The organism is Delftia sp. K82, assembly GCF_002193035.1.
Lineage (GTDB): Bacteria > Pseudomonadota > Gammaproteobacteria > Burkholderiales > Burkholderiaceae_C > Comamonas > Comamonas acidovorans.
On record NZ_MYFL01000001.1, the window covers coordinates 97,874 to 124,018 of the forward strand.

At 67.7% G+C, this 26,145-nt stretch carries 26 protein-coding genes; 11 read left to right on the forward strand and 15 right to left on the reverse strand.

The genetic code is table 11. The annotated features are described in order from the left end of the window. Positions 1-2: 2 nt before the first annotated feature. The 8 genes from gspN to gspG form a co-directional block, all read right to left on the reverse strand. On the reverse strand, positions 3-806 hold the full coding sequence (gspN, locus tag KDK82_RS00410) for a type II secretion system protein N (RefSeq protein WP_088163668.1): 804 nt from the start codon (positions 804-806) through the stop codon (positions 3-5). Between the two features lie 2 nt (positions 807-808). Beyond that, complete coding sequence (gene gspM / locus KDK82_RS00415) at positions 809-1,369, reverse strand: type II secretion system protein GspM (protein WP_013800653.1); 561 nt, start codon at positions 1,367-1,369, stop codon at positions 809-811. Next, positions 1,366-2,610, reverse strand: coding sequence for a type II secretion system protein GspL (gene gspL / locus KDK82_RS00420; protein ID WP_088163670.1), 1,245 nt, complete (start codon positions 2,608-2,610; stop codon positions 1,366-1,368). The genes gspM and gspL overlap by 4 nt, the downstream gene beginning before the upstream one ends. Before the next feature lie 44 nt (positions 2,611-2,654). Then, entirely contained in the window at positions 2,655-3,632 is a 978-nt protein-coding gene (gspK, locus tag KDK82_RS00425) for a type II secretion system minor pseudopilin GspK (RefSeq protein ID WP_065346786.1), read from the reverse strand. Next, positions 3,629-4,336, reverse strand: a complete 708-nt coding sequence (locus tag KDK82_RS00430; RefSeq protein ID WP_088163673.1) for a prepilin-type N-terminal cleavage/methylation domain-containing protein — start codon at positions 4,334-4,336, stop codon at positions 3,629-3,631. Before KDK82_RS00430 ends, gspK begins: the two co-directional genes overlap by 4 nt. Then, positions 4,337-4,735, reverse strand: a complete 399-nt coding sequence (gene gspI / locus KDK82_RS00435; RefSeq protein ID WP_063328348.1) for a type II secretion system minor pseudopilin GspI — start codon at positions 4,733-4,735, stop codon at positions 4,337-4,339. Continuing rightward, positions 4,732-5,187, reverse strand: coding sequence for a GspH/FimT family pseudopilin (locus KDK82_RS00440; protein ID WP_034397088.1), 456 nt, complete (start codon positions 5,185-5,187; stop codon positions 4,732-4,734). Before KDK82_RS00440 ends, gspI begins: the two co-directional genes overlap by 4 nt. A gap of 82 nt (positions 5,188-5,269) precedes the next feature. Beyond that, a complete protein-coding gene (gene gspG, locus KDK82_RS00445; RefSeq protein ID WP_170961998.1) occupies positions 5,270-5,722 on the reverse strand; it encodes a type II secretion system major pseudopilin GspG in 453 nt (150 codons plus the stop codon). A gap of 46 nt (positions 5,723-5,768) precedes the next feature. Here gspG and KDK82_RS00450 point away from each other — a divergent pair, with 46 nt between their 5' ends. Further along, positions 5,769-6,242, forward strand: coding sequence for a type II secretion system protein N (locus tag KDK82_RS00450; protein ID WP_034397087.1), 474 nt, complete (start codon positions 5,769-5,771; stop codon positions 6,240-6,242). A gap of 6 nt (positions 6,243-6,248) precedes the next feature. Here KDK82_RS00450 and KDK82_RS00455 read toward each other — a convergent pair whose 3' ends face one another. The 3 genes from KDK82_RS00455 to ilvA are packed head-to-tail and all read right to left on the reverse strand — an operon-like array spanning position 6,249 to position 9,244. Then, positions 6,249-6,851 (reverse strand): histidine phosphatase family protein, encoded by a 603-nt coding sequence (locus tag KDK82_RS00455; protein WP_088163676.1) that lies wholly within the window; start codon positions 6,849-6,851, stop codon positions 6,249-6,251. Then, a complete protein-coding gene (locus KDK82_RS00460; protein WP_088163678.1) occupies positions 6,848-7,660 on the reverse strand; it encodes an adenosylcobinamide-GDP ribazoletransferase in 813 nt (270 codons plus the stop codon). Before KDK82_RS00460 ends, KDK82_RS00455 begins: the two co-directional genes overlap by 4 nt. 30 nt (positions 7,661-7,690) lie before the next feature. Beyond that, a complete protein-coding gene (gene ilvA, locus KDK82_RS00465; protein ID WP_013800662.1) occupies positions 7,691-9,244 on the reverse strand; it encodes a threonine ammonia-lyase, biosynthetic in 1,554 nt (517 codons plus the stop codon). A 366-nt stretch (positions 9,245-9,610) separates the two neighbouring features. On the opposite strand from ilvA, the gene KDK82_RS00470 reads away from it, so the two are divergent. Continuing rightward, the gene (locus tag KDK82_RS00470) at positions 9,611-10,063 is read left to right on the forward strand and encodes an OsmC family protein (RefSeq protein WP_012207481.1); all 453 of its coding nucleotides are present in this window, start codon (positions 9,611-9,613) and stop codon (positions 10,061-10,063) included. Positions 10,064-10,171: 108 nt separating this feature from the next. On the opposite strand, the gene coq7 is transcribed toward KDK82_RS00470, so the two are convergent. Further along, positions 10,172-10,789, reverse strand: a complete 618-nt coding sequence (gene coq7 / locus KDK82_RS00475; RefSeq protein ID WP_034397083.1) for a 2-polyprenyl-3-methyl-6-methoxy-1,4-benzoquinone monooxygenase — start codon at positions 10,787-10,789, stop codon at positions 10,172-10,174. Positions 10,790-11,120: 331 nt separating this feature from the next. On the opposite strand from coq7, the gene KDK82_RS00480 reads away from it, so the two are divergent. From KDK82_RS00480 to KDK82_RS00490, 3 genes are all read left to right on the forward strand, one after another. Then, positions 11,121-12,176, forward strand: a complete 1,056-nt coding sequence (locus KDK82_RS00480) for a porin (protein ID WP_071956829.1) — start codon at positions 11,121-11,123, stop codon at positions 12,174-12,176. A gap of 182 nt (positions 12,177-12,358) precedes the next feature. After that, positions 12,359-13,507, forward strand: a complete 1,149-nt coding sequence (locus tag KDK82_RS00485) for a porin (RefSeq protein ID WP_034397081.1) — start codon at positions 12,359-12,361, stop codon at positions 13,505-13,507. Positions 13,508-13,641: 134 nt separating this feature from the next. Continuing rightward, on the forward strand, positions 13,642-14,868 hold the full coding sequence (locus KDK82_RS00490) for a M20 aminoacylase family protein (protein WP_088163680.1): 1,227 nt from the start codon (positions 13,642-13,644) through the stop codon (positions 14,866-14,868). A gap of 15 nt (positions 14,869-14,883) precedes the next feature. Here the strand turns inward: KDK82_RS00490 and KDK82_RS00495 are convergent, their stop codons facing one another. Then, a complete protein-coding gene (locus tag KDK82_RS00495) occupies positions 14,884-15,486 on the reverse strand; it encodes a TetR/AcrR family transcriptional regulator (RefSeq protein WP_088163682.1) in 603 nt (200 codons plus the stop codon). 206 nt (positions 15,487-15,692) lie between these two features. On the opposite strand from KDK82_RS00495, the gene fabF reads away from it, so the two are divergent. Then, a complete protein-coding gene (gene fabF / locus KDK82_RS00500) occupies positions 15,693-17,018 on the forward strand; it encodes a beta-ketoacyl-ACP synthase II (protein ID WP_088165403.1) in 1,326 nt (441 codons plus the stop codon). Positions 17,019-17,046: 28 nt separating this feature from the next. Here fabF and KDK82_RS00505 read toward each other — a convergent pair whose 3' ends face one another. Further along, on the reverse strand, positions 17,047-17,892 hold the full coding sequence (locus KDK82_RS00505; protein WP_016448717.1) for a MurR/RpiR family transcriptional regulator: 846 nt from the start codon (positions 17,890-17,892) through the stop codon (positions 17,047-17,049). 208 nt (positions 17,893-18,100) lie between these two features. Here KDK82_RS00505 and tal point away from each other — a divergent pair, with 208 nt between their 5' ends. From tal to KDK82_RS00520, 3 genes are all read left to right on the forward strand, one after another. After that, positions 18,101-19,054, forward strand: coding sequence for a transaldolase (gene tal, locus KDK82_RS00510; RefSeq protein WP_088163684.1), 954 nt, complete (start codon positions 18,101-18,103; stop codon positions 19,052-19,054). 4 nt (positions 19,055-19,058) lie between these two features. Continuing rightward, positions 19,059-20,678 carry a glucose-6-phosphate isomerase gene (pgi, locus tag KDK82_RS00515; protein ID WP_088163686.1) on the forward strand — a complete coding sequence of 540 codons (1,620 nt, stop codon included), beginning with the start codon at positions 19,059-19,061 and terminating at the stop codon, positions 20,676-20,678. A 231-nt stretch (positions 20,679-20,909) separates the two neighbouring features. Continuing rightward, positions 20,910-21,809 (forward strand): transporter substrate-binding domain-containing protein, encoded by a 900-nt coding sequence (locus KDK82_RS00520; RefSeq protein WP_012207470.1) that lies wholly within the window; start codon positions 20,910-20,912, stop codon positions 21,807-21,809. Here KDK82_RS00520 and KDK82_RS00525 read toward each other — a convergent pair. Next, entirely contained in the window at positions 21,794-23,320 is a 1,527-nt protein-coding gene (locus tag KDK82_RS00525; protein WP_088163688.1) for a PLP-dependent aminotransferase family protein, read from the reverse strand. The genes KDK82_RS00520 and KDK82_RS00525 overlap by 16 nt on opposite strands. A 242-nt stretch (positions 23,321-23,562) precedes the next feature. Between KDK82_RS00525 and KDK82_RS00530 the strand changes: the two genes are divergently transcribed. Continuing rightward, the gene (locus tag KDK82_RS00530) at positions 23,563-25,146 is read left to right on the forward strand and encodes an ABC transporter substrate-binding protein (protein ID WP_088163690.1); all 1,584 of its coding nucleotides are present in this window, start codon (positions 23,563-23,565) and stop codon (positions 25,144-25,146) included. Between the two features lie 17 nt (positions 25,147-25,163). Further along, the gene (locus tag KDK82_RS00535; RefSeq protein WP_012207467.1) at positions 25,164-26,141 is read left to right on the forward strand and encodes an ABC transporter permease; all 978 of its coding nucleotides are present in this window, start codon (positions 25,164-25,166) and stop codon (positions 26,139-26,141) included. The last annotated feature ends 4 nt before the right edge of the window (positions 26,142-26,145 follow it).

The window sequence follows — 26,145 nt, forward strand, 5'->3', positions numbered from 1 at the left end:
GATCAACCAAAGGAAATGATGGACCGGGGCCCCTGGCGCCGTCCCAGAATGTTGAGCAGGTTGGACAGCGCGGTTTCGCGCTCCGGGCTGGCCGAGGCCTCGCCCTGGAAATGCAGCCGCTGGCCCACCCATTGGCCCTGGCCGCTCAGGCGCAGGTCGCCGGTCAGGGTACTGAGCTGCAGCTGCGGACTGTCGCCCCCGAGGATGTCCAGCCGGTAGCTGCCCAGCGGGCGCAGCGGTGACAGGCGTGAGGATACGGCCAGCGCCTCCAGGCGCGTGCTGCCTTCGCTGCGCCAGCGGCCCGATTGCCACAGCAGCTGCAGTTGCAGGGCCTGCGTGGCCAGCCGCAGCTGGCCTTGCAGGTCCACCGTGTTCCAGGGCGTGCCCAGACCGGACAGCAGGGAGGCAGGCCAGCGCGTGTCGCTGTCATGCACCACGGCGCTCAGGCCCTGCCAGCGGGGCAGCAGGTCCAGCACCACGGGCGTGGGTGTGCAGCATTCGCTGCGCAGTTGTATGCGGGCGCCGTCCAGGCCGGGGCGCAGCGTCCATTCCAGCCGTGTGGGCAGGGCTGTGCGGTCGCGGCTGCCGGCGCCTCCGGTGAAGACCAGGGAGGCCGAGCCATTCCACAGCGTGCCGCGCGGCTGCTGCAGCAGCACCTGGCCCTGCGTGGCCGAATCCACGCCGCGCGCCAGCCAGGCGGCGGGCGCCCAGACGACGGTGGTGGCCACCAGGCCGCACAGGGCACCGGCCAGCGCCCAGCCGCGCGGTGCGCGCAGGGCCGGCTGGGTGCGGGGCTTGCGTTGCATGCTCAAGGCGCCCGCGACGGATCGACGGGCAGGTCCAGCACCAGGCTGCCGTCCCAGCGCACGGCATCGGCAGCGCCTGCTGCGCCGGAGGCGGCGGCAGTGCTTGCAGATGCACTGCGGGCCAGTTTCATCTCGGCCGGAACGGCGTGGGTGTTGCTGCGGACCTGGGCCAGCCAGCGCGCCAGCGCGGCGGCGGGTGCGGCCTTGAGCGTGATCTGTGCGCGGTCGCCCATCCAGTTCAATTGGGCGGAGGCGCCCAGTTCGGCGGACAGCGAGCTTTGCAGCAGCGCCTTGGCATCGCCGACCACGGGGCGTGCGTTGCCGCGCAGCTGCTCGGCCTCGGCCTGCAGCAGCTGCATCTGGCGCAACTGGCGGTCGGCCTGGGCATGGCGTTCGGGCGCGGTGCGCAGGCTGTGCAGGGCGGGGGCCAGGGCCACCCACCACAGCAGGGCCAGTGCCACCACGCCACCGGCCAGCAGGGTCATGTTCTGTTCACGCGGCGCCAGGGCATTCCAGCGCGCGCGCAGGGGTGCCAGGCTTTGGCGGGATGCGCGCATGTTCATGGCCGGGCCTCCTGGGCAAGCAGCAGGTCGGCGCCGTCACGCTGCAGTCGCAGGCCGCTGCCGGCCAGATGTTGTTGTGCCTGCTCCAGTGCCTCGGCCTCCAGCGAGACGCCCTTGAGGCGCAGCTGCCGGTCCTGGTAGTCCATGGCCTGGGGCAACTGTCCAGCGGGCAGGGCCCGGGATGCGGCGGCCAGCAGGGGCTCCAGGTCGCCCTGCGTCAGCGCACCGGCGGTCTGGCGCAGCGTGGCGACTTCGCGCTGCATTTGAACGGGCGCGTCGACGATGACGGGCACGCGGGGGAAGCTGGTGGCCAGCGTGGAGCGCACCTGCACCTGCTTGGCCGCAATGGCGCGGTTCTCGGTCCAGGCCCAGGCATTGAGGCCCACTACCTGGGCCAGCAGGGCGAGCACGGCGCCCCAGCGCGCGGCCTTCCATTGCGGCGCGCGCAGAAAGCTTTGCCAGCCGTCGAGCATGCGCCGCCGTGTGCGGCTGCCACCGCCCAGGTCGAGGTCGAACTGGGCCAGATCCCAGCTTTGTGCGCGGGCCGCCAGGCCGCGCTGGGCGTCCGTCAGCAGGCTGACGGGGCGCTGCAGGGCCTCGGCGGCGCGGGCCAGCGCCGGGTCGGCCTGGATCGGGGTGTCGGGGGGCAGGGCATGAAGCAGCGCGGCCAGCATGGCGGGGTCGGCACTGTCGGTGCGCAGCGGCAGGCAGGCCAGCGAGTCCATGCCCTGCGCGGCGGTGCTCAGGCCGGTGGCCAGCAGCCAGGCCGATTCGGGTGAGCCCACGGCCCACAGCTGGGGCGTGGCCTGGGGCGGACATTCCGGCACGATGCGGCCCACGGGCCGCCCTGCGGATTCCAGGGCCTGAAGGTGGGCATGGAGCCAGGCCTTGTTGCAGGCGGCAACCCAGCAGGGCTCGCCTGCGCGTGCCTGCGGCTGCAGGGCCAGGTGCAATTGGGAGGGCTCGTCGAGCAGGCGCTCTTCCAGCAGCCCGTCGAGCACGGCGCGCAGGCGCACATGTCCGCGCCGGCTTCCCGTAGGCACGCCATGGGGGAGGCTGACCAGATGCCAGGACAAGGCCTGGTGCGGCACCACGGCAACCGTCTGGCCGGTGCGGCCAGGATCGGGCAGCAGGCCTGCGGCGGCGAGGCCATGCCGGTCGGCGCGCAGGCCGTCACTGCTGAGTGCGTAGGCGTATTCGCCAGCGGGGCCCGCAGGCAGATGAAGAATCAAGGTGCTCATGGGCGGAAGCGGGCATTGTAGGGGGCGAGTGTGACAGCCATCTGTCATGGCGCGGGAGCTTCGGGCAATCCCCAGTCCCCCCTCTCACGCCAGATGGTAGTGACTGTCATGTTGTTGCGACGCAACATGGAGCGTTCGCTGGCCACGATCTCGCCCAGGCGCATGCGGCCACGCGCCTCGAAGAAGCTGGTGGCCACCGACAGGTTCTGTCCTTCGAATTTCTGCGGCAGGCCCAGCGCGTTGGAGGCATCGGCCAGGCTGCGCAGAGGGCGCGATGCGCGCAACTGCACCAGCTGGCTGGCCTGGGACCAGGTCAGGTCCTCCACGCTGGCCCAGATGACTTCGGCGCTGGCGGTGTTGAGGTTGACGGGCGTGTTCTCGGGCAGCAGGGTGATGTAGGGCTCCAGGCGCGCGACGACCTCGGGCGGCAATCCCAGCCAGCCGAACTGGCCCAGCGTGCGCGGCATCAGGAACTGCGCGCCCTCGCCAGGGGTGGCGGCTGCGCGCAGGGCCTGGACGATCTGCGTGGCATAGGCAGGGGGCAGGTTCAGGCGCTCCAGCAGGCGGGACAGCGGGCGCAGGGTTTCGGGCTTGTCGGGGGCGCTCAGCAGGTTGCGCAGGTTCAGGCGCGACTGCAGGTCGATGATCTGGCCCGAGAGAAAGGCGTCCTGCATGTCGGCCATGCCGTCATCGACCTGGCTGACGTTGTTCTGCGCCGCCAGAAAGGTGGACAGGCGCGCCTCCTGCAGCGGCACGGCCCAGGGTTCGGCCAGATGGTCCACCTGCAGGCTGGTGCGCGCATCCTCGGCCAGCACCACGCGCGACCAGTCCAGCGCACCCAGCAGGATCCAGGCGGCCTGCATGCGGTTGCGCTCGGCGGTCTCGACTTCCACGCTGCGCCACTGCTGCCACAGCGCGGTGGCGGCGAACGTGGCCACCAGGGTCACCGTGAGCATGGCGGCCAGCAGGGCCACGCCACGGTGGCGGCGGCGGCCGGGCAGGGGGCGGGGTGTGCGCATCATGATCGGCTGTTGGAGCGCAGGGGGTTGACCCAGTCCATGGTGACGCGGCCAGGAATGGCGCTGTCGGGCGGCAGGGTCAGTTCGACGCGGATGCCGTCGGGAATCGTGGGCAGCTGCGCGCTGCTGTTGGTGCCGCCGGACGGCGGGGTGACCGTGCCCGTGCCGTTGTCCGAGCCGCTGGACTGCGGATTGCTCCAGGCGTTATCGCGGTAGTAGTACAGGCGCCATTGGTCCAGGGGCATCAGCGCGGTTTCGCGCCGGCGCTGGTCGTCCGAGGGGTTGCGCCCCCATTGCGATCCCTGGTTCCAGGCATCGCGCCACTGTGCGCGCGTGCGCAGCGGCGGCGACTGCCAGCGCAGCCACTGGTCGCGCCCAGCCGTCTGGCGGCGCGCCCAGGCGACGACCACGGCGCCGTCGTCCACGGCGGCGCTGCTTTTGCGGGTCATGCGCAGCACCTGGCCGTCCCAGTCGATGACCTGTGTGTTTTCAAGCGGCATCAGCGCTTCGAGGTCGGCATTCCATTGGGCGATGACGGTCTGCAGCACCATTTGCTGCTCGTTGCGTGCACGAATGGTCTCCTGCGAGCGCACCATGCTGTCCAGCCCGCGCCAGCTCACCAGGGCCAGCAGGGCCATGACGGCGATGGCCACCATCAGCTCCACCAGGGTGAAGCCGTGCGTGCGGGATGGGTGGCGCAAGCGCATTCAGAAGCGTCCCACGATGGTGGATACGCGCAGCACGGGGTGCTCTGCCGTGACCACCAGGGCATCGACACGGCGGAAGCTGGGATTGGGTGTGGGCCGCACGCTGAGCCGGACCTGCAGTTGCCGGCCGCCCTGCTCGCAGGTCAGGCTGTTGTCGCCCACGGGCGGCATCTGGCGCGACAGGCGCATGCGCACCAGCTCGTTTTGCGCGCACAGCTGGGCCAGCAGCACCTCGGACTGGCGCTCGGCATTGAGTGTCAGGGCCGATGTGGCCTGCAGACCGGCCATGAGCGCAATGCCCACGATGCCCAGGGCCACCAGCACCTCGATCAGCGTGAAGCCGCGTGCCGGGCGCCTGGGGGCGCCGTGCTTTCGGCGCGGTCCGTGGAGGGCTGTCATGGCAGGGACTGCACGGCAAAGGGCCGCAGTCCATCCGTGGCCACGCGCAGCGGCGGGCTGGTGGAGTCGCGCAGCGTCAGCGTGACGGACTGGGGCGGAATCAGTGGCTCGGGGCCCAGCACCAGCGGCGTGGCCGGCTGCGCCTGCACGCCTGGCTGCAGCCATTGGGAAGGCAATTGCGCGCTGGCCGGCAGTCCCTCGAAGCGAAAGCCTTGCGGCATGGGCCGCCAGCGCACGGGCACGCCGTTGGCACGGGCCTGGGCGCGGGCCGACTCCAGCAGCGCGGCCAGGCGTTCGGCCTCGCGCTCCAGCTGTGCCTGTCCGCTGTCGCGCAGCGACAGGCTCACGCCTGCGGCGGCAATCGCCATGATGCTGATGACGACCATCAGCTCCAGCAGGGTGAAGCCGCGCGAAGGGGTGGACAGGGAGGAGGGCGCGGTCTGGCGGGGCATGAGAGCAGGCAGGCCCGCTGGGAGTGCGGGCCTGTGGTGCGGTGCGGCGCGGCCCCTGCGGGCCGTTGCCCGGGCCATCGACTTATTGCCAGCTGCCGATGTCGGCATCCTTACCCTCTCCGCCGGCCTGGCCGTCGGCGCCAAAGGACATGATGTCGATGGGTCCCTTGATGCCAGGATTCAGGTACTGGTAGGGGCGGCCCCAGGGATCGTTGGGCAGCTTTTCCAGGTAGGGCTTCCAGTTGTTGGGCAGCGGTCCGCTCGTGGGGCGGACGATCAGGGCCTGCAGGCCCTGCTCCGCCGTGGGGTAGCGCTGGTTGTCCAGGCGATAGAGCTTGAGCGCCTGGGAGATGTTGGTGATGTCGGTGCGTGCAGCCGTGACGCGGGCATCGTCGGCGCGGTCCAGCACATTGGGCACGATCAGGGCCGCCAGCACGCCGATGATGACCAGGACCACCATCAGCTCGATCAGCGTGAAGCCGCGCTGGACGGCAGTGCGCAGGGCAGGCAACGGACGGCGGGGAAGGCTGGTCATGGAACGGTGCAGCAAATTGGACATATCGCTCCATCATAATCGCGCGATGGTGACACTTTCATTGAACCGCGGCCAGGCCCGGACCTGGCATGTCAAGGCGGCCACATTCGTGCTCTGGCTGCTGGCTGCCGGCGTCGTGGCTTTCTGGGCCATGCGCCTGGGCAACGGCGGCGCGGGAGCGCCCGTGCCACCCGCGCCCGCCGAGCCCTTGCAGGTCGATGCGCCCGCGCTGGCGCAGGCGCTGGGAGGCGTGGCAGCCGCGCAGGGCGCCGTCGCCCCCGCTGCAGCGCCTGTGGTCTCGCGCTATGCGCTGGTCGGTGTGCTGGCCGGGCGCGACAGCGGCGGCGGCGCGGCGGTCATCGCCGTGGGCAACCAGCCGGCCAAGCCCTTCCGCGTGGGGCGCGCCGTGGAAGACGGCGTGGTGCTGCAGTCGGTGTCGGGCCGCGAGGCGCGCCTGGGACCCAGGGTCGATGGCCCGGCTTCCATCACGCTGCAGATTCCCCTGCCCGACAAGCGCTGATCCCGGTCAGCGCGGCAACGGCAGGTCCAGCACCAGCCAGCCGCCAAAGTCAGGCGCGGGCAGCGTCCATTGGGCCGCCTGGGGCAGGGCGCTGCCTTCGCGCATCAGCCATTGCGCGCAGCGCGCCACACCGGCATGGGTGATCCAGACGGTGTCGCGTGCGGCGCCATCGCCCACCGAACCCCTGCTCGCCTGCTGCAAGGCCTCATCCACCCTGCGCAGCATGGTCGCCAGGGACTCTCCCCGGCCCGGCGCGTGCCCGGCAAGGTCTGCCGCCCAGGCATCGATGGCGCTGCGGTCCAGCGCATCCCAGGGCTGGCCTTCCCAGTGGCCGAAATCCATCTCCAGCAGCCGGCCATCCGCCTGCGATGCCAGGCCGGGCCGCAGGGCCTGCAGAGCCCGGGCCAATTGGCTGCATCGGCGCAGCGGCGAATGCAGCATCCGGCAATCCGCAGGCAGCGCGATATGCAGGGCCTGGGCTGCATCGGCCGTGGCCTGGGCGTCGGCTTGCATGTCGAGTCGGCCATAGCAGATGCCGGGCGCCACCAGGGGGCGGGCATGGCGTACCAGCCAAAGGCGTGGGGCCGGGCTGGCGCAGGCGGAGTTCATGGCACGCGCACCAGTACGGCGGCAGCCCCCAGCAGCATGGCCAGTTCACAGACCTGCTGGGCAGCGCCCAGGCAATCCCCCGTCATGCCGCCCAGCCGGCGGCGCAGCCAGCGCACCATGGCGGCCGTGGCCAGGGCGCCGGGCAGTACCAGGCCGATGACGAGCGGCAGGCCCCCCAGCCAGCCTGTCAGTGCCAGGGCGGGCAGGCACCAGAGGGTTGCCGCGACCAGGCCCCTGGCAGCCAATGGCCGACCCGCGGCGTGCAAGGCCTTGGAGTGGGCGGCCTGGCCCACATAGGGAAGGCATTGCATGAGGGCCAGCGGCGCCATGCGCGACAGCACATGGATGCTGCACAGCAGCAAGGCCGCCCATTGCATGTTGATGTCGACCAGCAGCGCGACCAGGGATAGCTTGGCCAGCAGCGCCATCACCAGGGCCATGGCGCCGTAGGCTCCCAGGCGCGAATCCTTCATGATTTCCAGCGCGCGCTCGGGCGGGACAAAGCCGCCCAGGCCGTCGGCCACATCTGCCAATCCGTCTTCGTGCAGTCCCCCGGTCAGCCACAGAGTGGCCACGGTGGAAAGAACGGCGGCAACCAGCGGCATCCAGGGGCTGGGTGCCAGCAGCCAGCCCGTTGCCATCAGGCACGCTGCGCCCCATGCGCCCACCAGCCAGCCGACACCCGGCAGATGGGCAACGCTGGCATGCTGCAGCTGGGGGCTCCAGCCAGCCCAGGCGGCCAGCCGCCCCGTGACCGGGATGCGGCTGAAGAACTGGACGGCCAGGACAAAGTGGCGAAGCGGCTGCATGGGCGTGTCAGTGCCGGCCCGCCAGGTCCGTCACTTGAGGAAAAGCTGGTAGGCCGGGTTGGCGGTTTCCTCGACCCAGGGGTAGCCAAGATTGCTCAGGAAGGCGTCGAATTTCTTGCCATCCTTGGCGGGCACCTGCATGCCGACCAGGATGCGGCCGTAGTCGGCGCCCTGGTTGCGGTAGTGGAACAGCGAGATGTTCCAGGTCGGCGCCATCAGGCTGAGGAACTTGAACAGTGCGCCGGGGCGCTCGGGGAAGACGAAGCGCAGCAGGCGTTCTTCCTGCGCCAGCGGCGAATGGCCACCGACCATGTGGCGCAGATGCTCCTTGGCCATGTCGTCGAAGGTCAGGTCCAGCGCCTCGAAGCCCTGCTTCTCGAAGTTCCTGGCGATCTTCTCGGACTCGCCGCGTGCCGCCGTGGTCAGGCCCACGAAGACGTGGGCCTTGTTCTCGTGGCTGATGCGGTAGTTGAATTCGGTCACGTTGCGCGGGCCGCCGGGCAGCTTGCCCACCGCTTCGCAAAAGCGCTTGAAGCTGCCGCGCTCCTCTGGGATGGTCACGGCGAACAGGGCCTCGCGCTCCTCGCCCACCTCGGCCCGCTCGGCCACGAAGCGCAGCCGGTCGAAGTTCATGTTGGCGCCGCACAAAATGGCGGCATAGGTCTCGCCCTTGGTCTTGTGCTTGGCAACGTACTGCTTGATGGCCGCCACGGCCAGGGCGCCGGACGGCTCGACGATGGAGCGCGTGTCCACGAAGATGTCCTTGATCGCGGCGCAGACGGCATCGGTATCGACCACCACGTAGTCGTCCACCAGGCCCTGGGCGATGCGGAAGGTTTCCTCGCCCACCAGCTTGACGGCCGTGCCGTCGGCGAACAGGCCCACGTCGGCCAGCTCCACGCGGTGGCCGGCACGCACGGACTGCAGCATGGCGTCCGAATCCTTGGTGTGTACGCCGATCACCTTCACGTCGGGGCGCACGGCCTTGATGTAGTTGGCCACGCCCGAGATCAGGCCGCCGCCGCCGATGGCGACAAAGACCGCGTCCAGGCGCGGGCTGCCCAGCTTTTGGAGCTGGCTCAGCATTTCCATGGCAATCGTGCCCTGGCCGGCGATCACGTAGGGATCGTCGAAGGGGTGCACAAAGGTCAGGCCCTTTTCCTTTTGCAGCTTGACGGCGTGCTTGTAGGCGTCGGAATAGCTTTCGCCGGCCAGTTCCACCTCGCCGCCCAGCGCTTGCACCGCATCGATCTTGACCTGGGGCGTGGTGGTCGGCATCACGATCACGGCACGGCAGCCGAGCTTGCGTGCGCCCAGGGCCACGCCTTGCGCATGGTTGCCGGCCGAGGCGCAGATCACGCCCTTTTCCAGCTGCTCGGCCGACAGGTGCGCCATCTTGTTATAGGCGCCGCGCAGTTTGAAGCTGAACACCGGCTGCTGGTCCTCGCGCTTGAGCAGCACCTTGTTGTGCAGGCGGCGGCTCAGCGCCTTGGCGGGCTCCAGGTCCGACTCCACGGCCACGTCATAGACGCGCGCGGTAAGGATCTTGGTCAGGTAGTCGGCAGGGGTCAGGGGGTGGTTCATCGTCGGCGAAAGGCTGGAGAGCAGCAGGCCGGGAGGCGGCCCGTCGGTGTCAGGCGGCCATCATAGGCGCTTGTGAATCATGCTGCAGTGCAGCGTCCTGCACAGGCCGGGAGCGACGAAACCAAAAAAAAGCCCCAGGCTGTAAAGCCGGGGGCTGAATCCACCAATAGAGGAGGTGGAGGAGACAACTGGTGCGATGCAGAGCGAAGTTGGTTCACAATCTGCAGTCCATCTGGAGGGGTGTCCGGGTTAACCCTTCAGATAACGCTTGGGTGCATTGTATGCACGACAGGTGCTGCGTTGCAACAAAATCAGGGTTTTTGTGTAGTTGATGCAAAATAGCAACAGTTTTTTGAGGACGCAACAATGGAATGCACAGTGAGTTGGACAGGCGGCACGACCGGCATGCGCTCGGGCATGGGCTTCGTGGCGGAAACGGGCAGCGGCCATGTGGTCAATATGGATGGGGCGCCGGATGCGGCCAACCCCGCCAACGGGGGGCAGAACCAGGCACCCCGCCCCATGGAGATGCTGCTGGCCGGCGCCGGTGGCTGCACGGCCTATGACGTGGTGCTGATCCTCAAGCGCGGCAGGCATGCCGTCAAAGGCTGCAGCGTCAAGCTCACCTCGGAGCGCGCCGATGCGGACCCCAAGGTGTTCACCAAGATCCACATGCAGTTCACCGTCAGCGGTACGGGTCTGCCCACGGGTGCGGTGGAACGTGCCATCGCCATGAGCCATGACAAATACTGCTCGGCCACCATCATGCTGGGCAAGACGGCCGAGATCACCACGGGATTCGACATCGTCGAGGCCTGATGCCGCCGATGGCTGGGCTTGCGCCTGGGCGCGGCCCTCCTGAAATGAAGAAAGCGGGCAAGGCCCGCTTTTTTTGGATGGAATGCTGTTTCAGATGTTTCTGAAGGTTCAGATGCGGTGGGCGGTTGTCGTCATCACCTTGGCTGCCAGGCGCATCAAGGCGCGGGCGGGGGGCGGCAATTCCAGGGCTCCGGCTTCACGCGCAGCGGCGGCATGGCGTTCCTCGTCATCCTTCATGCGGGCCACCACGGCCAGCGAGGCGCGGTCTTCCTCGGGCAACAGGTCCAGATGGGATTCCAGATGGGCGGACACCTGCTCCTCCGTCTCCACCACAAACCCCAGGCTGGCCGCGTCGCTGATCTTGGCGGCCACCACGCCAATGGCGAAGGCGCCGGCAAACCACAGCGGGTTCAGCAGGCTGGGCCGGTCGCCCAGGGCGTTGAGCCGGTCGCGGGTCCATGCCAGGTGGTCGGTCTCCTCGCGCGCCGCCTCCAGCAGGTGCTCGCGCAGCACCATGTCGCGCGTCACCATGGCCTGGGCGTTGTACAGCGCCTGGGCGCAGACCTCTCCGACATGATTGACGCGCATCAAGGCGCCCGACAGCCGACGCTGTGCCTCGGTCAGCTCTCCCTCCGCGATGCCGGCGGCCGGGGAGCGTTCGGCGGCGGAAGGCTGTGCAAACAGGGTGCGAAGCGCCGCATCGGCGGCAGTCAGTATCTTGTCCATGGGCGGTCCCTAGAGCGGAAAATCTTGGCAAATTCAGGGTCTGAACGGTACACCAGGACGCCATGCCCTCTCTTTGTGCAAGCGCAACAAGGCTGGCGCGATGTTCGGGTTGGGCCTGATTGTGTTGGCTTGCAGGTTTGTTGCGGCAGTGCAACGAAAAACGGGGGGTAATGCCCGTTTGTGGGTGAATTTCTTTGCATGGGCAGCGGTGGTCTGGTGCAATAGGCCCTAACTTCCCCACCAGGAGGTTGGCGCGGGAAACCGGTGGAGCATCAGGCCAAGCCTCTCTTCCTCACGACCGGCGCCCTTCTAAACCTTGGAGTAACTCGTAATGAAAAAATCTCTGATTGCCCTGGCAGTGCTGGCTGCTTCCGGCGCCGCAATGGCTCAATCCTCCGTGACCCTGTTCGGTATCGTGGACACCAACGTTGCCTACGTGAACAAGGACGCAGCTGGCGACAGCCGTTACGGCCTGGGCACCAGCGGCGCTTCCACGAGCCGTCTGGGCCTGCGCGGCACGGAAGACCTGGGTGGTGGTCTGAAGGCTGGCTTCTGGCTGGAAGGCGAAATCTTCGGTGACGATGGCAACGCCAGCGGCTTCAACTTCAAGCGTCGTTCCACCGTGAGCCTGTCGGGCAACTTCGGTGAAGTGCGCCTGGGCCGTGACCAAGTCCCGACCTTCCAAAAGCTGACCTCCTACGACCTGTTCAGCGCCACCGGTATCGGCCAATTCATGGGCTTCCGTAACTGGGCAGCTGGCCAAGGCGCCGACGACAACGGCATCCGCGCTAACAACCTGATCTCGTACTACACCCCCAACTTCGGCGGTTTCAACGCCGGCTTTGGCTACGCTTTCGACGAAAAGCAAACCATCGGTACTGCTGACAGCGTCGGCCGTTACATCGGTGGTTACGTTGCATACGACAACGGCCCCCTGAGCGCCAGCCTGGGCCTGGCCCAGCAAAAGACTGCCGTTGGCGGCCTGGCTACCGACCGTGACGAAATCACCCTGGGTGCTTCGTACAACTTCGGCGTTGCCAAGCTGAGCGGCCTGCTGCAACAGACCAAGTTCAAGCGTGACATCGGCGGCGACATCAAGACCAACTCCTACATGCTGGGCGCTTCGGCTCCCGTCGGCGGCGTGGGCGAAGTCAAGCTGCAATACGCTCTGTACGACCAAAAGGCCATCGACTCCAAGGCTCACCAGATCACTCTGGGCTACGTCCACAACCTGTCCAAGCGCACCGCTCTGTACGGCAACTTGGCATTCCTGAAGAACAAGGATGCTTCGACCCTGGGCCTGCAAGCCAAGGGCGTGTACGCTGGTGGCGTGCAAGCTGGCGAAAGCCAGACTGGCGTGCAAGTCGGCATTCGCCACGCTTTCTAATGAACGGCTGGCGTAAGCCAGTTGCCATTTGAAGCAAAAAAGAGCCAGTCTTCGGACTGGCTCTTTTGTTTTGTGCTAGGGAAAGACCTGTGTTGTGCTTGTGCCAACGGTGACGAGGCGGGAAAAGCGTTTCTAGAATGAAATTTCCACCAACCAATCGTTAACAAGAGAGAGACAACACAATGAATTCTTCATTCGTGAAAAAGAGCGTGGCACTGGCGGTGTTGGCAGCAACGGCACCCTTGGCAGCATTCGCCCAGCAAAGCAGCGTGCAGCTGTACGGCATCGTCGATGCCGCTGTGCGCCACACCACCAATGAAGGCCCGACCAAGAGCGGCAAGACCCAGATGATCGGCGGCGGCATGTCGCAGAGCCGCTGGGGCATCAATATCACCGAGGACCTGGGTGGCGGTCTGGCAGCGATTGCCAACCTGGAAGCCCGTTTCCTCACCGACACCGGCGAGCAGGCTGCGGCCAGCTACTTTCAGCAATCCTGGGTGGGCCTGCGCAGCAAGAGCTTTGGCCAGGTTACCCTGGGCCGCCAGTACAACCTGCTGTTCGACCTGGTGACTTCCACCTATGCCTCTTTCCCATATTCGCCGTACATGGAGGCCTACAAGCCTGAAATCGGCATGTCCATGGGGGCGCGCGCCAGCAACATGGTCAAGTACCTGGCCGAGTTCGGCCCCGTGCGCGGCGCCCTGCAGTATTCGTTCGACGAGAACAACACCTTCGACAAGGTGGGCACCGGCGTGAGCCCTGGTGGCGCCATCAAGACGGCTGGCGGCTATCTGCGTTATTCGCAAAGCGGCATCTCCGCAGGCGCCGGCTACCTGGGCACCACGCTGCCGGCCGGCACCAAGGTCGATGCCTATACCTTGGGCGGCTCGTACCGTGTGGGTCCCTGGTACGTCAACCTGGGCTACGGCCTGAACAAGCGCAAGGATGCGTTCCCAGCTGCAGCGGCAGGCGGTGGATTCGACCAGGCCATCCTCAACTCCTTCTGGACGGGCTCGTCCAACGGCGGCTTCGTGGCCGGCGACGCCAACAAGCGCCAGATGTACAAGATGGGCTTCGGCTACCAGATCACGCCCCAGATCAATGTGGGCGCGCATTACTACCATGCCAAGCAGTCGGGCTCGGGCACGGGTAATTTCAATGGCAAGGCAGACTTCCTGGTGGCGGTGGCCGACTACGCCTTCTCCAAGCGTACCGATGCTTATGTGGCCCTGGACCACACCAAGACCAGCGGTGGCTCGGGCGTGATGCTGGACGCCAATGGCGCCACCAAGCGCACGGGCTTCACCGTCGGCCTGCGCCATCGCTTCTGAGCACGCGGCGTCTGCGCAACGAATGGCCTCCTTCGGGAGGCCTTTTTGTTTCCTGTCGATGGGCTGACGGTGGGCGGGCGCGATTTCCTGCGTTAAGGTAATGCGCAGGCCAACGAAGCGAAAGAACCAAGGCTATGGAAGCCACTCGATACAAGGCAGGCGGTCGGGCCTTTGCCCAGATCGCCCAGTACCACCCGGAGCTGACGGCGCTGCGCCGCGAGCTGCATGCGCATCCGGAGCTGGGATTCGAGGAGCGCTTCACGGCGGCGCGCGTCAAGGAGGCCTTGCGCCAGTGCGGTGTGGACGAGATCCATGAAGGCCTGGGCACCACGGGCCTGGTGGCCGTGATCCGCGGGCAGGGCCACAGTTCGGGCGCCATGGTGGGCCTGCGTGCCGACATGGACGCACTGCCCATGGTCGAGCACAACGAATTTCCCTGGAAGTCCGGCAAGCAGGGTCTGATGCACGGCTGCGGGCATGACGGCCATACGACCATGCTGGTGGGCGCCGCCCGCTACCTGGCCGCGACGCGGCGCTTCGATGGCTCGGCCGTGCTGGTCTTTCAGCCCGCCGAGGAAGGGCGCGGTGGTGCGCGGGCCATGATTGCCGATGGTCTTTTCGACCGCTTTCCGATGCAGGCCGTGTACGCCATGCACAACTGGCCCGCCATGCGTGCGGGCACGGTGGGCATTAACATGGGCGCGATGATGGCGGCGGCCGACCGCATCACCATCGAGATTACGGGGCGCGGCGGCCATGGTGCGCATCCCTACCAGACGGTGGACGTGGTGCTGGCGGCCGCGCACATCACCACGGCCGTGCAGAGCATCGTCTCGCGCAATGTGCGCGCCATCGACAGCGCCGTCATCAGCCTGTGTGCCATGCAGGCCGGGGACCTGGGCGCCTTCAGCGTGATGCCGGGCACGGCAACGCTGGTGGGAACCGTGCGGACCTTCGATTCCGCCGTGCAGGACCGTGTCGAGCAGCGACTGCAGGAGTTGTGCAGCGCGGTGGCGCTGGGGCTGGGTGCCACGGCCAAGGTCAACTACGAGCGCATCTATCCCGCCACCATCAATTCCCCCACGGAGGCCGCCTTTGCGGCCGATGTGGCCCAGGCGCTGGTGGGCGTGGAGAACCTGGACCGGCAGCTGGAGCCCAGCATGGGCGCGGAGGATTTTTCCTTCATGCTGCAGCACAAACCCGGCGCCTACCTGCGCCTGGGGCAATCCACGGGCGCCCAGCCCGGGGTGCCGCTGCACAGCAGCCGGTATGACTTCAACGACGAAGTGCTGCCACTGGGCGCTGCCTTGCACGCCAGCCTGATCGAGCAGGCCATGCCGCTGCATTCGCAGGACGTATAGCGCAGACGGAGCGGGTCAACGGGCCTGGCCCTCGGGCGCAAGAAGGTGGGCCTGCACCGTTTTCAGAATCTCGTCGGACAAGGCTGGATTGGCCGCGACCGTGGCGCGTGCCAGGACCAGGGCGCCCACCATGCTGCTGAGCATGGCCATGGCCTGGGCGCGCTGTGTGGCATCGGGTGCCTGATCGTCGCCAAGTGTGCCTATCACGCGCGCAAATCTGCCGATGTTGCGTTCCACCCCTTCGGCGAACACCGCTGAAAGATCGCCGCCTGCCCGGGCCACGTCCACGGCCAGCGCCGCAGCGGGGCAGCCCTCGCCGGGGCTGTCGCGGTGCTGCGGCGACAGATAGGACTGCACGCGCGCGGCAAGGCTGCCGGCCTGTTCACCCTGCAGGCCGTCCAGCGGCGCGATGGACCAGTCGAAGGCGCGTGCGCAGGCCTCGCGCACCAGCGCATCCTTGGATTCGAAGTGGCGATAGAGCCCGCCGTGCGTGAGCCCCGCGCCGCGCGTCACCTCGGCCACGCCGACGCCGTCCAGCCCGTGCTCGCGGTACAGCCGTGCGGCGGCTTCGAGGATGTCCTGCCGGTTCTGCGCGGCCTGGGCTTTCGTGACTTTCATGTGTGCTGTCCAATGATTGTGGTTGTTATCAAAACACGTTTATGATGACGGCCATCATCATAAATCAGCCCCTGCCATGGCCTGTGCGCCATGTTCTGCAGGGGCTGTGCACTCTACAGGGAAGAACCGATGAATGCCTGTTCACTTCTGCGCAGCCTGCTGCCTGGGCCCGCTCCGACCTCCGCACGGTGTGCCAGGAGCGGCTCATGAATACGGCCCATACGGCGCATACGTCCCAGACGTCCCATACGGCTGCCCACCTGCCTCGCCGCGTGGTCATCACGGGCATGGGCATGGTCTCGCCGCTGGGGCGCGGCACTGAATTGGCCTGGCGCCGGCTGCTGTCCGGCGCATCGGGCCTGAGCCGGCTGCCCGAGGATCTGGCGCCCGATGTGCCGGGCCAGGTGGCAGGCCAGGTGCCTGACCTGGCCCGGGACCCGGAAGGCGGCTGGGACATCGATGCCGTGGTCTCGCCCAAGGACCAGCGCAAGATGGACCGCTTCATTCCGCTGGCGCTGGACGCATCGGACCAGGCCCTGGCCCAGGCCGGCTGGCAGCCTGCCAGCGAGGACGAGCGCACGCGCACGGCCTGCATCATTGGCTCGGGCATCGGCGGCTTTGGCGCCATTGCCCAGGCCGTGCGCACCACGGACAGCCGGGGGGTGTCGCGCCTGTCGCCATTCACCGTGCCGTCTTTCCTGGTCAATCTCGCGGCCGGGCATGTGTCGATACGGCATGGACTCAAGGGCCCGCTGGGTGCGCCGGTCACTGCCTGCGCTGCCAGCGTTCAGGCGGTGGGCGACGGCCTGCGCATGATCCGTTCGGGCGAGGCCGATGTGGCGCTGTGCGGCGGCACAGAGGCAGCCATCGACCGCGTGAGCCTGGGCGCGTTCGCGGCAGCCAAGGCCCTTTCCACGGGATACAACGACCGCCCCGAGGAGGCCTCGCGCCCCTTCGACACAGGCCGCGACGGCTTTGTCATGGGCGAGGGCGCGGGCGCCCTGGTGCTGGAGGGACTGGAGCACGCCCTGGCGCGCGGCGCCGTGCCGCTGGCCGAAGTGGTGGGCTACGGCACCAGCGCCGATGCCTATCACATCACCTCGGGGCCGGAAGATGGCGACGGCGCGCGCCGCAGCATGGCACAGGCGCTGGCCATGGCCGGGCTGTCGCCGGATCAGCTGCAGTACCTCAATGCCCACGCCACCTCCACGCCCGTGGGCGACCGGGGCGAGCTGGCGGCCATGCGCTCCCTGTTTGGCGAGGGCAGCGGCGTGGCGATCAGCTCCACCAAGTCGGCCACGGGCCATCTGCTGGGCGCGGCGGGCGCGGTGGCGGCCATCTTCACGGTGCTGGCGCTGCGCGAACAGATGGCACCGGCCACGCGCAATCTCGTGGAGCCCGATCCCCTGGCCCAGGGGCTGGACCTGATCGCCGGCGCGGCAAGACCCTGGGCCATGGAGCATGCCCTGGTCAACGGTTTCGGCTTTGGTGGCGTCAACGCCTCGCTGGTGCTCAGGCGCTGGCAGGGCTGAGCGAGGAGGGTGGGCCTGGGGGCCGGTGCTACGTGTAGCGCTTGGCCCGCAGGTTGTTCTTCATCTGCTCCAGCGCAGGCTGCAGGGCCGGGCCGATGCGCAGCGCCACGCAGGTGGCCAGCACGTCGATGACCAGCAGGTGCAGCAGGCGCGACACCATGGGGCTGTAGCGGTCGTAGCCCTCGGGATGGTCGGCGGCCAGATGGATGTGGCAGGCCGAGGCCAGGGGCGAGCCGCTGGCGGTGATGGCAATCGTGGTGGCGCCGTTCTTGCGCGCGATGTCGGCGGCGTCCATCAGGTCGCGCGTGCGGCCCGAGTTGGAGATGATCACCGCGCAGTCGCCGGGTCCCAGCAGGGTGGCGCTCATCACCTGCATGTGGCCGTCGCTGGTGGCCAGGCTGGTCACGCCCAGGCGAAAGAACTTGTGCTGCGCGTCCTGCGCCACGATGCCCGAGTTACCCGCGCCGTAGAACTCGATGCGCCGGCCTGTCTGCCAGGTCGAGGCGATGGCCTGCGCCGCCTGCTCTATGGCCGTGGTGCTGGCGGCATTGCGGTATTGCAGGAAGGCGGCCACGGCGTTGTCCACCACCTTGACCATCACGTCGCTGGTCTTGTCGTCGGTGTCCACGCTGCGGTGGATGAAGGGCACACCCTCGCTGACGCTGCCGGCCAGCTTGAGCTTGAAGTCGGCCAGGCCGTCGTAGCCCATGCTGCGGCAAAAGCGCACCACCGTCGGCTTGCTGACATGGGCACGCTCGGCCAGTTCGCGCACCGGCTGCCGTGCGAAGGCCCGAGGATCGGCCAGCACCAGGCGGGCCACGCGTTGTTCGGCGGGAGCAAGCGAGGGCAGCGAGGCGGTGATGCGGTCCAGCATTAGGCGGTGGGCGTTGTTCTGTGGGTAAAGGGAAGCGGTTGCCGCAAGGCAGGTCCAGCGCGCATTTTGCATGAGCGGCAGCCTTCGCTTACTTTCCTGACGCCGATGCAAACCATGCGCGCGCATACACTCGAAGGATTTGCCGGTACAACCGCACCGCCCTGGTGCGATGCCGCCCCTCGCCAGGCTCCCGCCCAAAGGATGTTCCATGAACCAGCTTGATGCGCTTCGACAGTACACGACCGTGGTGGCCGATACCGGCGACTTCCACCAACTGGCCCAGTTCCAGCCGCGGGATGCGACCACCAATCCCTCGCTCATCCTCAAGGCGGTGCAAAAGCCCGAGTACGCACCGCTGATGCGTGCCACCGTCGCCCAGTACAAGGGCCGCAGCCTCGACGAGGTCATGGACCGCATGCTGGTGCGCTTCGGCTGCGAGATCCTGAACACCATTCCGGGCCGTGTCTCCACCGAAGTCGATGCGCGCCTGTCCTTCAATACCTCGGCCACCGTGGCACGTGCCGAGCGCCTGATCGAGCTGTACCAGGCCGAAGGCGTGCACATCGACCGCGTGCTCATCAAGATCGCCTCCACCTGGGAAGGCATCGAGGCGGCGCGCCAGCTGGAGCTGCGCGGCATTCACACCAACCTCACGCTGCTGTTCTCGTTCTGCCAGGCCGTGGCCTGCGGACAGGCCAAGGTGCAGCTGATCTCGCCCTTCGTGGGCCGCATCTACGACTGGTACAAGAAGCAGGCTGGCGCCCAGTGGGACGAGGCCGCCATGGCCGGCGCCAACGACCCCGGCGTGCGTTCCGTGCGCGCCATCTACGAGCACTACAAGCACTTCGGCATCGCCACCGAGGTCATGGGCGCGAGCTTTCGCAACACGGGCCAGATCGTGGCACTGGCCGGCTGTGACCTGCTGACCATCGCCCCCGAACTGCTGGCCCAGCTGGGCGCCAGCGATGCGCCCCTGTCGCGCGCCCTGGACCCCGAGGCGGCGCGGACCCTGGAGCTCGATCCCGTGCACTACGACGAGTCCGGGTTCCGCCTGGCCCTCAACGAAGACGCCATGGGCACCGAGAAGCTGGCCGAAGGCATTCGCGCCTTTGCTGCCGACACGCGCAAGCTCGAAGCATTGATGCAGCAGGCCGCAGACTGATTGGATGAAGACCTTGCCCGTTCTGTGCAATACCTTGCCGGCATGGCCGGCACTTGAAAGCCATTTCCACGAAGACATCCAGACCCTGGATCTGCGCCAGGCCTTTGCCGCGGACGCGGGCCGGCTGGAGGCGCTGAGCCAGCAGGCGCCCCATGTCTTTGCCGACCTGTCCAAGAACCTCTGGACCGAGCGCACCGAAGAGCTGCTGCGCGAGCTGGCGCAGCAGGCCGGCGTGCTGGCCCAGCGCGACGCCATGCTGGCCGGCGAGCCTGTCAACTGCACCGAAGGCCGTGCCGTCATGCACTGGCTGCTGCGCATGCCGCGCGACGGCGGCCAGCTGCGCCACTGCGCCACCGTGCAGCAGTGGCAGCCGGCCATGCACGAGGCGCTGGGCCAGGTGCACGAGACGCTGGACGCCATGCTGGCCCTGGCCGAGCAGGTGCGTGGCGACGAGGGCATCACCGACATCGTGAACATCGGCATCGGCGGCTCGCACCTGGGCCCCGAAGTGGTGGTCAATGCGCTGGAGGACTGGGTCGATGCGGGCAAGAATTTCCATTTCGTCTCCAACGTCGATGGCCATGAGCTCGGCCATGTGCTGCGCCGCGTGCGCCCGCACAGCACGCTGTTCCTGATTGCCTCCAAATCCTTCACCACGGCCGAGACCATGCTCAACGCGCACTCGGCGCGCCGGTGGTTCCTGGAGCAGGGCGGCAGCGAGGACCCGCAGGCCGCGTGCTCCATCGACCGGCACTTCGTGGCGCTCACCACCAATGTGCAGGCAGCAGCCGACTTCGGCATCCGCCGCACGCTGGGATTCTGGGACTGGGTGGGCGGCCGTTTTTCGCTGTGGTCGGCCATCGGCCTGCCGGTGGCCATCGCCATTGGCGCGGCGCAGTTCCGTGCGCTGCTGGACGGCGCGCATGCCATGGACGCGCATTTCTTTTCCTCGGGCGTGGACGGCAACCTGCCGCTGCGCCTGGGCCTGCTGGACGTCTGGTACCGCGATTTCTGCGGCTTCTCCAGCCGCTGCATCGCCCCCTACAGCCATGGCCTGCGGCGGCTGACCGCCTACCTGCAGCAGCTGGAGATGGAGAGCAACGGCAAGGGCGTGACGCGCGACGGGCAGACACTGCCCGTGCGCACGGCGCCCGTGATCTGGGGCGAGCCCGGCACCAATGGCCAGCATGCCTTCTTCCAGATGCTGCACCAGGGCCAGGACGTGATTCCCGTGGAGTTCATCGCGCTGCGCGACGGCGGCAAATACCTGGGCGCCCACCACCAGAGTCTGGTCGTCAACGCCATTGCCCAGGCCCAGGCCCTGATGGAGGGGCGCCATGGCGAAGGGGCAGAGCGCCATTGCGCGGGCAACCGGCCCAGCAGCTTCCTGCTGCTGCAGCAGCTGGACCCGGCATCGCTGGGCGCCCTGATCGCGCTGTATGAGCACCGTGTCTTCTCGGCCGGTGCGGTGTGGGGCATCAACAGCTTCGACCAATGGGGCGTGGAGCTGGGCAAGCACCTGGCGCGCCAGCTGCATGCGCGGCAGGACAGCGGCGACTGGCAGGGCGTCGATGCCTCGACGCAGGGCCTCATGCACCGGCTTGCGGCAGGGTCGGCCGGCTGACCGGGCGCGGCGGGCCGGCGGCCACCGCGGCGCACCATCAGGGTGCCGGGTCATGTGGGTGGAGCATGACCTTCTTCCATTTCATCGTTATGCACAGGCGCCTGATTGCTCGATAGTTGATGCAATCGCCTTGACGGCGGCCCTGCCTGGAGGCAGCCGGCGACGGCGGCACGGCAGGGTGGAGGCGCAGCGCGCCTTCGGACCTGCAACAACTATCCAAGGAGACCCTCGATGCGATTCGTACTGGCCCATGTGGCGATGGCATGTGTGGTGGCGGCAACTGGCGCTGCCCATGCACAGGAGGCGGCCGGCACGCTGGACAAGATCCAGAGCACAGGCAAGGTGGTGATGGGTGTGCGCGAAAGCTCGGCGCCCATGGCCTATGCCTTCGGGACCACGCAGAAGTACGTGGGCTACCATGTGGAGCTGTGCGAGAAGGTGCTGGCCCAGATCGTGCCCAAGGCCAAGATCGAGTACATGGCCCTGACCTCGCAGAACACCATGCCCCTGGTGCAGAACGGCACCGTGGACATCGGCTGCGGCCCGACCACGAACAACCTCGCGCGCCAAAAGCAGGTGGCCTTTGCCGTGACCACCTATGTGAGCCAGGTGCGCATGGCCGTGCGCGCCGACTCGGGCATCACCTCCTTCAAGCAGCTCGACGGCAAGCCCGTGGCGGCCTCGGCCGGCACGACCGCCGTGCAGCTGCTGCGCAAGTACGGGCGCGACAATGGCGTGAACCTGCCCACCTCGCTGGGCAAGGACCATTTCGAGAGCTTTCTGATGCTCGAATCGGGCCGTGCCGATGCCTTCGTGCTGGACGACAACCTGCTGGCCGGCGTCATCGCCAACTCCAAGAACCCTGCAGGCTTCAAGATCGTGGGCGAGGTGCTGGGTTCCGAGCCCATTGCCATCCTGTTCCGCCGCGATGATCCCGCCTTCAAGAAGGCCGTGGACGACGTGCTGGTGGGCATGATGGCCTCGGGCGAAGTGGCGAAGATCTACGACAAGTGGTTCGTGCAGCCCATTCCGCCCAAGAACGCCCCGCTGAACCTGCCCATGAGCGACCTGCTCAAGCAGCTGCTGCAAAAGCCCAACGACAAGCCGCTGGAATCCTACGCGCAGCAGTGATTGCGGGCTGAGTCCAGCTCCATCACCGCCCGCGCCAGCGCCTGGATGCCGGCATCGATCTGATCGATGGCAATGGAGGACAGGCGCAGCCGGAAAAAGGGGCAGGGCTGGCGCGGCGTCGTAAAGAACGCGCTGCCTGCCTCGATCAGCACGCCGTGGCGGCGCGCCACGGCGGCCAGCGCATCGGCATCCAGCCACGCCGGCGCCTGCACCCACAGCGATGCGCCGCCCTGGGGCTGGCGGAAGATGAAATCCGGCAGGTGCGCGCGCAGCGAGCGGTCCACCTGCGCCACGCGTTCCAGCATGGCCTGGTTCACGCGGCGCGCATGGGCCTCATGGTGGCCCAGCGACAGGAACAGCGCATAGGCGTGCTGCAGAAAGGCGCTGGGGTGGCGCACCATGGCATGGCGCAGCACGCGCAACTCGTCGATCAGCGCGCGCGGCGCGACGATATAGCCCAGCCGCAGCGCGGGCGACAGGCTCTTGGACAGCGAACCCACATAGATCACACGCCCGCCCTTGTCCAGGCTCTTGAGCGCGGGCATGGGCGTGCCCTGGTAGAGGTTCTCGGCCTCGTAGTCGTCCTCGATGATCACGAAATCGCCCTGCTCGGCGCGGCGCAGCAGTTGCTCGCGCCGCTGCAGGCTCAGCGTCACGGTGGTGGGGCTCTGGTGCGAGGGCGTGACGAACAGATAGTCCAGCGGCGGCAGGCCATCGACCACCACGCCTTCCTCGTCCACGGCCACGGGCACCCAGTGGGGGCGGCGCAGCGAAAAGGTGTTGCGCGCATGCGGGTGGCCGGGCTCCTCGAAGCCCAGGCGCTGCGAGGGGTCCAGCAGCGCGTCGGCCAGCAGGTAGAAGGCCTGCTGCGCGCCCACGGTGACCAGGATCTCTTCCTTGAGCGCGAACACCCCGCGCCGGGGCAGCAGGCGCAGGCGGATCTGCTCGATCAGGTCGGGAACGTCGTCGGTCTCGAAGTCCGGCGTCCAGTGCGGCAGCTGGGCGCGCGCCAGGCTGCGCGTGCAGCATTCCCGGAAGCCTTCGGTGGGAAACAGCGCGGGATCGTGCATGCCGTAGACGAAGGGGTAGGGGTACTCGCGCCACTGCTGCGGCTTGGACAGCGTGTGCCTGTCCGTCAGCGAGCGCAGCACGCGTGCAGACCAGTCCGGTGCGGGCTCCCCGGGACTTGTCGCAGGCAGGGCCACGGCGCCGTCCACACCAGCCAGGCGCGAATCCCGGGCCACGAACACGCCGCTGCGCGGGCGGGCCTCGAGAAAGCCTTCATCCACGAGCTGCTCGTAGACCGTGGTCACGGTATTGCGCGACACCTCCAGCAGGCGCGACAGCTCGCGCGAGGGTGGCATGGCCGCGCCGGGCGGCAGGCGGCCTTCGAGGATGGGCTGGACCAGGGCCAGGCGCAGGCGGTCCTTCAGGGGAAGGCCGGGCTGCTCGGGCAGCGCGAACAGGCGGGCCCACTGGTGGCGTGGGTCTGTGGCGGAAGGGGTGCTCATGGCGCAACGGAGGCAATCGGGGGGCGTTCTTGGCGCGGCCGGGCAGAGGGCGCGCGGTCGGCGCCATGTTGCGGTGCGGGTGCGGGCAAGTAAAGGTTTGGGCCGGCCGACGCGGGTAAACACCGGGCCTCTGGCTCCTACGTTTGGACGGCTGTGGCCCCCGCGGCCCGCGCCCTTGTTGCGTATTCTGGATTGAAGGCAGCGAGCCGCGCGGCCTGGCGATCCAACGAGGGAGACAGTCCATGCACACCATCACTTTCCGACGCCGCGCCCTGGCGGCCCTGGCGCTGGCGGGCCTGGCGGCCACGCCGCTGCAGGCCCAGGAGCCGCAGCGCGGCGGCACCCTGATCGTGGGCAGCACCCAGGTGCCACGGCACCTGAACGGCGCCGTGCAATCGGGCATTGCCACGGCCATGCCTTCCACCCAGCTGTTCGCCAGCCCGCTGCGCTTCGATGACCAGTGGAAGCCCCAGCCCTACCTGGCCGAATCCTGGAAGCTGGCCGAGGATGGCAAGTCGCTGACCCTGACCCTGCGCAGGAATGCCGTGTTCCACGACGGCAAGCCCATCACCTCGGCCGACGTGGCCTTCTCCATCATGGCCATCAAGGCCAACCATCCGTTCCAGACCATGCTGGGGCCCGTGGAGAAGGTGGACACGCCCGACCCGTACACGGCCATCATCCGCATGAACGCGCCGCATCCGGCCATCCTGCTGGCCATGAGCCCGGCGCTGGCGCCCATACTGCCCAGGCACATCTATGGCGATGGTGCCGATCTCAAGACCCATGCGCGCAACAGCGCCGACGTGGTGGGCTCGGGGCCGTTCAAGCTGACCGAGTTCCGCGCGGGCCAGCGCATCGTGATGGAGCGCTTCGACAAGTTCTTCCTGCCGGGCCGGCCCTATCTGGACAAGCTGGTCTTCAACATCGTGCCCGACTCCTCCAGCCTGCTGCTGAGCCTGGAGCGCGGCGACGTGCAGATGGTGCCCTACCTGCAGGCCTCCATCGACCTGAAGCGCCTGTCCACCAATCCCCAGATCACGCTGACCGGCAAGGGCTTCGAGGGCATAGGCTCGATCAACTGGCTGGCCATCAACACCGACAGGAAGCCGCTGGACGACGTGCGCGTGCGCAAGGCCATTGCGCATGCCATCGACAAGAACTTCATCACCAAGGCGCTGATGGGCGGCTTTGCCACCGTGGCCGACGGCCCCATCGTGGCGGCCAGCCCGTTTGCCTCGGCCGACCTGGTGCGCTATCCGATGGACCTCAAGAAGTCGGCGGCCCTGCTGGACGAGGCCGGCCTCAAGCCCGCCTCCAACGGAGAGCGCTTCAAGATCAGCATCGACTACCTGCCGGGCACGGACGAGCAGCAAAAGAACGTGGCCGAGTACGTGCGCGCCCAGCTCAAGAAGGTCGGCATCGCCGTCGATGTAAGGGCCTCGGCCGATTTCCCGGCCTGGTCCCGGCGGCTGGCCACGCATGACTTCGACCTGTCCATGGACATCGTCTTCAACTGGGGCGACCCGGTCATCGGCGTGCACCGCAGCTACCTGTCCACTAACATCAAGCCCGTGGTCTGGACCAACACCCAGTCCTACCGCAATCCCAAGGTGGACGAGCTGCTGAACACGGCCAGCAGCACGCTGGATGCGGCCGAGCGCAAGAAGCTCTATGCGGCCTTCCAGAAGACCGTGACGGACGAGCTGCCGGTGATATTCATCAACAACTCGCCCTACCACACGGCTGCGCGCAAGAACGTGGGCAACCTGCCGACCACGGTCTGGGGGCCGGCCTCGCCCTATGACGAGATTTTCTTGAAGTAATCCAGGAGGACCCGGCCATGGCATTTCTCCGCACACTCCTCAAGCGGCTGCTGCAGGGCCTGGCGCTGGTGCTGGCCGTGGTGGTGCTGAACTTCATGCTGGTGCATGCGGCGCCCGGCGATCCCGTGGAGACCATTGCCGGCGCCAGCGGCGGCATGGAGCCCGAGCTCATGGCCGAGCTGCGCACACGCTACGGGCTGGACCGGCCGCTGCCCGTGCAGCTGGGCATCTACCTGGCGCGCGTGGCCAGTGGTGATCTGGGCTACTCCTACTTCTTCAACCTGCCGGTGGCGCAGATGATTGCCGAGCGCGTGCCCGCCACCTTGCTGCTGGTGCTGGCCGCCGTGCTCACGGCCTTCGTGGTGGGCACGCTGCTGGGCGTGCTGTCCTCGCGCCGGCCCAACGGCCTGCTGTCGCAGTGCATCACCGTGCTGTCCCTGGTGGGCTTTGCGGCGCCCGTGTTCTGGACCGGCATGCTGCTGGTGCTGGCCTTTGCCTCCTGGTGGCCCGTGCTGCCGGTGTCGGGCATGCGCTCGGCCGATGCCGCAGGCGGCGCAGGCCTTGCCGACCTGCTGGACGTGGCCCGGCACCTGGTGCTGCCTGCGCTGACACTGGCCCTGGTCTACCTGGCGCAGTACAGCCGGCTGTCGCGCTCGTCCATGCTGGACGTGCTGGGTGCCGACTACATCCGCACGGCGCGCGCCAAGGGCCTGGCCGAGCATGTGGTGCTCTACCGCCATGCGCTGCGCAACGCGCTGCTGCCCGTGGTGACCATGCTGGGCCTGCAGTTCGGCAACGTCATGGCTGGCGCCATCATCGTCGAGACGGTCTTCAACTGGCCGGGCCTGGGCCGGCTGGCCTTCGACTCGGTGCTGCGGCGCGACTACCCGACCATCCTGGGCGTGCTGCTGTTCTCCTCCATCGTCGTGGTCGTGATGAACCTCGTCACCGACCTGTGCTACCGGCTGATCGATCCCCGCATCAAGGCGGCCTGAGACC

Coding starts and splice junctions, on each gene's coding strand:
- gspN (WP_088163668.1), bottom strand. CDS start 806: ATGCAACGCAAGCCCCGCACCCAGCCGGCCCTGCGCGCACCGCGCGGC.
- gspM (WP_013800653.1), bottom strand. CDS start 1,369: ATGAACATGCGCGCATCCCGCCAAAGCCTGGCACCCCTGCGCGCGCGC.
- gspL (WP_088163670.1), bottom strand. CDS start 2,610: ATGAGCACCTTGATTCTTCATCTGCCTGCGGGCCCCGCTGGCGAATAC.
- gspK (WP_065346786.1), bottom strand. CDS start 3,632: ATGATGCGCACACCCCGCCCCCTGCCCGGCCGCCGCCGCCACCGTGGC.
- KDK82_RS00430 (WP_088163673.1), bottom strand. CDS start 4,336: ATGCGCTTGCGCCACCCATCCCGCACGCACGGCTTCACCCTGGTGGAG.
- gspI (WP_063328348.1), bottom strand. CDS start 4,735: ATGACAGCCCTCCACGGACCGCGCCGAAAGCACGGCGCCCCCAGGCGC.
- KDK82_RS00440 (WP_034397088.1), bottom strand. CDS start 5,187: ATGCCCCGCCAGACCGCGCCCTCCTCCCTGTCCACCCCTTCGCGCGGC.
- gspG (WP_170961998.1), bottom strand. CDS start 5,722: ATGACCAGCCTTCCCCGCCGTCCGTTGCCTGCCCTGCGCACTGCCGTC.
- KDK82_RS00450 (WP_034397087.1), top strand. CDS start 5,769: ATGGTGACACTTTCATTGAACCGCGGCCAGGCCCGGACCTGGCATGTC.
- KDK82_RS00455 (WP_088163676.1), bottom strand. CDS start 6,851: ATGAACTCCGCCTGCGCCAGCCCGGCCCCACGCCTTTGGCTGGTACGC.
- KDK82_RS00460 (WP_088163678.1), bottom strand. CDS start 7,660: ATGCAGCCGCTTCGCCACTTTGTCCTGGCCGTCCAGTTCTTCAGCCGC.
- ilvA (WP_013800662.1), bottom strand. CDS start 9,244: ATGAACCACCCCCTGACCCCTGCCGACTACCTGACCAAGATCCTTACC.
- KDK82_RS00470 (WP_012207481.1), top strand. CDS start 9,611: ATGGAATGCACAGTGAGTTGGACAGGCGGCACGACCGGCATGCGCTCG.
- coq7 (WP_034397083.1), bottom strand. CDS start 10,789: ATGGACAAGATACTGACTGCCGCCGATGCGGCGCTTCGCACCCTGTTT.
- KDK82_RS00480 (WP_071956829.1), top strand. CDS start 11,121: ATGAAAAAATCTCTGATTGCCCTGGCAGTGCTGGCTGCTTCCGGCGCC.
- KDK82_RS00485 (WP_034397081.1), top strand. CDS start 12,359: ATGAATTCTTCATTCGTGAAAAAGAGCGTGGCACTGGCGGTGTTGGCA.
- KDK82_RS00490 (WP_088163680.1), top strand. CDS start 13,642: ATGGAAGCCACTCGATACAAGGCAGGCGGTCGGGCCTTTGCCCAGATC.
- KDK82_RS00495 (WP_088163682.1), bottom strand. CDS start 15,486: ATGAAAGTCACGAAAGCCCAGGCCGCGCAGAACCGGCAGGACATCCTC.
- fabF (WP_088165403.1), top strand. CDS start 15,693: ATGAATACGGCCCATACGGCGCATACGTCCCAGACGTCCCATACGGCT.
- KDK82_RS00505 (WP_016448717.1), bottom strand. CDS start 17,892: ATGCTGGACCGCATCACCGCCTCGCTGCCCTCGCTTGCTCCCGCCGAA.
- tal (WP_088163684.1), top strand. CDS start 18,101: ATGAACCAGCTTGATGCGCTTCGACAGTACACGACCGTGGTGGCCGAT.
- pgi (WP_088163686.1), top strand. CDS start 19,059: ATGAAGACCTTGCCCGTTCTGTGCAATACCTTGCCGGCATGGCCGGCA.
- KDK82_RS00520 (WP_012207470.1), top strand. CDS start 20,910: ATGCGATTCGTACTGGCCCATGTGGCGATGGCATGTGTGGTGGCGGCA.
- KDK82_RS00525 (WP_088163688.1), bottom strand. CDS start 23,320: ATGAGCACCCCTTCCGCCACAGACCCACGCCACCAGTGGGCCCGCCTG.
- KDK82_RS00530 (WP_088163690.1), top strand. CDS start 23,563: ATGCACACCATCACTTTCCGACGCCGCGCCCTGGCGGCCCTGGCGCTG.
- KDK82_RS00535 (WP_012207467.1), top strand. CDS start 25,164: ATGGCATTTCTCCGCACACTCCTCAAGCGGCTGCTGCAGGGCCTGGCG.